Genomic DNA, 3,805 nt, shown 5'->3' on the forward strand with positions numbered 1-3,805 from the left:
CCGCGGGCCCGCGGCCCGCGGAGGCGCCAAAGGCGGGCCGAGGAAGCCCCTGCAGCGGGGGCGCTCGGTCCCGGCGACGTCCCGCGAGTACGAGGCACGGGCCGAGGAGCGCAACCGGGAGCGGTACGCGGGCAAGAAGGACGTCAAGCCGCCCAAGACCTTCCCCGGCGCCGAGCAGGAGGGCGAGCGGCTGCAGAAGGTCCTCGCGCGCGCCGGCTACGGCTCCCGGCGCTCCTGCGAGGAGCTGATCGAGCAGGCGCGCGTCGAGGTCAACGGCGAGATCGTGCTGGAGCAGGGCAAGCGGGTCGACCCGGAGAAGGACGAGGTCAAGGTCGACGGCCTGACCGTCGCCACCCAGTCCTACCAGTTCTTCTCGCTGAACAAGCCGGCCGGTGTCGTCTCCACCATGGAGGACCCCGAGGGACGCCAGTGCCTCGGCGACTACGTCACCAACCGCGAGACCCGGCTGTTCCACGTGGGCCGGCTCGACACCGAGACCGAGGGCGTCATCCTGCTCACCAACCACGGTGAGCTGGCCCACCGGCTGACCCACCCGCGGTACGGGGTGAGGAAGACCTACCTCGCCCACATCGTCGGGCCGATCCCGCGGGACCTGGGCAAGCGGCTGAAGGACGGCATCCAGCTGGAGGACGGCTACGCGCGCGCCGACCACTTCCGCGTCGTCGAGCAGACCGGCAGGAACTACCTCGTCGAGGTGACCCTGCACGAGGGCCGCAAGCACATCGTGCGCCGCATGCTCGCCGAGGCGGGCTTCCCGGTCGACAAGCTGGTGCGCACCGGCTTCGGACCGATCACCCTGGGCGACCAGAAGTCGGGCTGGCTGCGCCGGCTGTCGAACACCGAGGTCGGCATGCTGATGCGGGAAGTCGAGCTCTGAGACCTTGTGAACGACCGCACCCCCTCTTTATAGTCGACCTGACTATAAAGAGGGGGTGCGGTCGTGGTCGGCTACGACAGACACGCCTACGAGCCCTTCGCCGTCACCGTCGACCTCGCCGTGTTCACGCTCCGCGCGGGTGTGCTGCACGGCCTGCTCGTCGAACGCGGTGAGGAGCCGTACGCGGGCCGCTGGGCGCTGCCGGGCGGGTTCGTGCGGCCGGACGAGTCGGCGGAGACCGCCGCCCGGCGCGAACTCGCCGAGGAGACGGGGCTGACGGACGTGTCCGCACTGCACCTGGAGCAGCTGCGGACCTACAGCGAGCCCGGCCGCGACCCCCGGATGCGGGTCGTGTCGGTCGCGTTCACCGCGCTGCTGCCCGACGCCCCGGAGGCGCGCGGGGGCGGCGACGCCGCGCAGGCCCGCTGGGTCCCGTACGGCTCCGCGCGGGCGCTCGCCTTCGACCACGACCGGATCCTGGCCGACGCCCGGGAACGCGTCGGCGCCAAGCTCGAGTACAGCTGCCTCGCCACCGCCTTCTGCCCGCCCGAGTTCACCCTCGGCGAGCTGCGGCAGGTCTACGAAGCCGTGTGGGGCACCGCGCTCGACCGGCCCAACTTCCGCCGTAAGGTGCTCGCCACCCCGGGCTTCGTCGAACCGGTCCCGGGTGCCGCACGCCTCACCGGCGGCCGCGGCAAACCGGCCGCCCTGTACCGCGCGGGCCCGGCCGCCGCCCTGCACCCGCCCCTGCTCCGCACCCCTCGGGAAGGACGCCCCGCATGACCGCGACCCTCGTCACCAAACGCGCCGCCACCGGGGCGCTCACCGGCCTCGCCCTCGGCGACGCGCTGGGTTTCCCGACCGAGTTCCACGACGTCCCCTCGATCCTCGCCGAGTGCGGTCCGTGGCGGGAGATGGAACTGCCGGAGCCGGCGATCGTCACCGACGACACGCAGATGACGCTCGCGCTGGGCAAGGGGCTGCGGACGGCCATGGAGCGGGGAGCGCTGACGCCCGCGGGACTGGCCGGACCGGTACGGCGGGAGTTCATCGCCTGGAACCGGTCGCCGGAGAACAACCGGGCCCCGGGCACCACCTGCCTCAGGGCCTGCGGACTCCTGGAACGGGCGGACCGCCCCTGGCAGGACGCCAGCCAGCTCGGCTCCAAGGGCTGCGGCGCCAACATGCGCGTCGCCCCCCTCGGACTGGTCCCCGGTCTCAGCGACGAACAACGCGCCGGTGCCGCCCAGTTGCAGTCCGCGCTCACCCACGGGCACCCGACCGCGCTCGCCGCCTCCGACCTCACCGCACACGCCGTGCGGTTGCTCGCCGAGGGCGCCGAACCGACCGGACTGATCGGCCTGTTGCGCTCCTACGCCCACGAGAACCGCACCCGCTACCACGCGGAGTGGCTCGGTGACCTGTGGACCCGGGCCCGGGCCGCCACCCCCGGGGACTTCATCGCGCACGGCTGGGACGAGTGCCTGGAGATCCTGGAACGCCTCCGGCACGCCGTGCGCACCGTCTCGCCGGAGACCGACCCGTGCCTGGCCACGGGGGAGGGCTGGATCGCGGAGGAGGCCCTCGCGACCGGGCTGCTGTGCTTCCTGCTCTTCGCCGGCGAACCGCTCACGGCCCTGCGCCGCGCCGCCTGCACCTCCGGTGACTCCGACTCCCTCGCCTGCCTCGCGGGCGCCTTCGCGGGCGCCCACCTGGGCGCGGACGCCTGGCCGGACGCCTGGGCCGGCCGCATCGAGTACCGGGACGAACTGCTGGCCCTGGGAGAACTCTGGGACAGCTGAGGGGAGCACCCGCGGCGGAGGGCCGTCCCCCGGGCCTGTCCGGCACGAGCCGCCGGACAGGCCCTAGCCCCGCAGGGCGGAAGCGCGGCGGGCGCGGACCAGGAAGTCCTCGATCCGGCGCCGGTCCGGCCGCGCCGGGAGCGGCGTACGGCGCAGCGCCTCGCCGGCCTCCCGCTCCAGCCGGGCCATCCGGGCCTCGACCTCGGGCCAGGGCACCTGGCCCCGCTTCACCGCGAGCAGACGCTCGCGCTCCTCGCCCACGTCGACGGTGAGGGCGCCGGTGCGCAGCACGTCGCGCGCGGAGGCCAGCAGGCGCAGCAGGTGCATCGCGTGCTTCCAGCGGGGTGCCCCGTGCGTGCGGACGTCGGCCTCGAGCTTGCGGCGCCGGCCGTATGCGATGGGGGCACCGCCCGCGCGAGCGAAGCCGAGCGTGGGGGACGGTGAACGTCTCGTGGACCCGGCGGGAGAGGAACGCTCCGCGCAGGGCGAGCAGTTCGCGGCCGGTGTCGTCGGCGTACTCCACGAGCGGCGAGTGCAGGCACTCCAGGATGGTGGGGTTGGCGCGCAGGGCCAGCTCGCAGAAGCGTTCCAGCTCCCAGCTGAACTGTTCCCCGGCCGGTCCCTCGACATGGGTGGGCGGCTTCTCGAAGCGCCAGAACAGGGGAGTGGGGGCGAGGAAGACGCCCCTGCGGTCGGTGTCGCTGCCCTCCGCGGCCAGGCCGAAGGCACGCGAACCCATGACGCATGCGTAGACCGTGTGGTCGCGGACCAGGAGCTCGGCGGAGTGCATGCCCGGGAGCGTACGGGCCCGCTCACGCCAGGCGAATCGAATTTCCCTCCACCGTGATCCGCTCCGCGGGCAGCGCCCTGGTGGCCGGTCCCCGCTCCACCGAGCCGTCGGTGATCCGGAACCGGCTGCCGTGGCAGGCGCAGTCGACCGTGCCGTCCGAGACGCTCGCCACCAGGCAGTTGCGGTGGGTGCAGACCGCCGAGAAGGCCTTGAAGTCGCCCCGTTCCGGCTGGGTCACCACCACCTTCTCCTCCCTGAAGACCACGCCCCCGCCCACCGGGATGTCATCGGTCGCGGCGAGTTCCCGTCCCGCCG

The 3,805-nt window shown here is 73.5% G+C and carries 4 protein-coding genes and 1 pseudogene; 3 read left to right on the forward strand and 2 right to left on the reverse strand.

The window, feature by feature from the left end:
- The 3 genes from AOK18_RS04820 to AOK18_RS04830 all read left to right on the forward strand — a co-directional run.
- Positions 1–898, forward strand: an 898-nt coding sequence (locus tag AOK18_RS04820; RefSeq protein WP_055693489.1) for a pseudouridine synthase, incomplete at its 5' end; no start/stop codon positions are given.
- A 63-nt stretch (positions 899–961) separates the two neighbouring features.
- A complete protein-coding gene (locus AOK18_RS04825; RefSeq protein ID WP_055693490.1) occupies positions 962–1,681 on the forward strand; it encodes an NUDIX hydrolase in 720 nt (239 codons plus the stop codon).
- Positions 1,678–2,700, forward strand: coding sequence for an ADP-ribosylglycohydrolase family protein (locus AOK18_RS04830; RefSeq protein WP_055693491.1), 1,023 nt, complete (start codon positions 1,678–1,680; stop codon positions 2,698–2,700). The genes AOK18_RS04825 and AOK18_RS04830 overlap by 4 nt, the downstream gene beginning before the upstream one ends.
- Positions 2,701–2,763: 63 nt before the next feature.
- Here AOK18_RS04830 and AOK18_RS04835 read toward each other — a convergent pair.
- Together AOK18_RS04835 and AOK18_RS04840 are read right to left on the reverse strand one after the other, a co-directional pair.
- Positions 2,764–3,490: pseudogene (locus AOK18_RS04835) on the reverse strand (nucleotidyltransferase domain-containing protein).
- A gap of 22 nt (positions 3,491–3,512) precedes the next feature.
- The coding region (locus AOK18_RS04840; protein WP_055693492.1) for a Rieske (2Fe-2S) protein at positions 3,513–3,805 on the reverse strand (293 nt) is incomplete at its 5' end.

This window comes from Streptomyces prasinopilosus (genome assembly GCF_001419695.1).
Taxonomy (GTDB): domain Bacteria; phylum Actinomycetota; class Actinomycetes; order Streptomycetales; family Streptomycetaceae; genus Streptomyces; species Streptomyces prasinopilosus.

Bases quoted from the DNA above. Each gene is read 5' to 3' on its own strand.
- AOK18_RS04830 (WP_055693491.1), top strand. From the start codon at position 1,678: ATGACCGCGACCCTCGTCACCAAACGCGCCGCCACCGGGGCGCTCACC.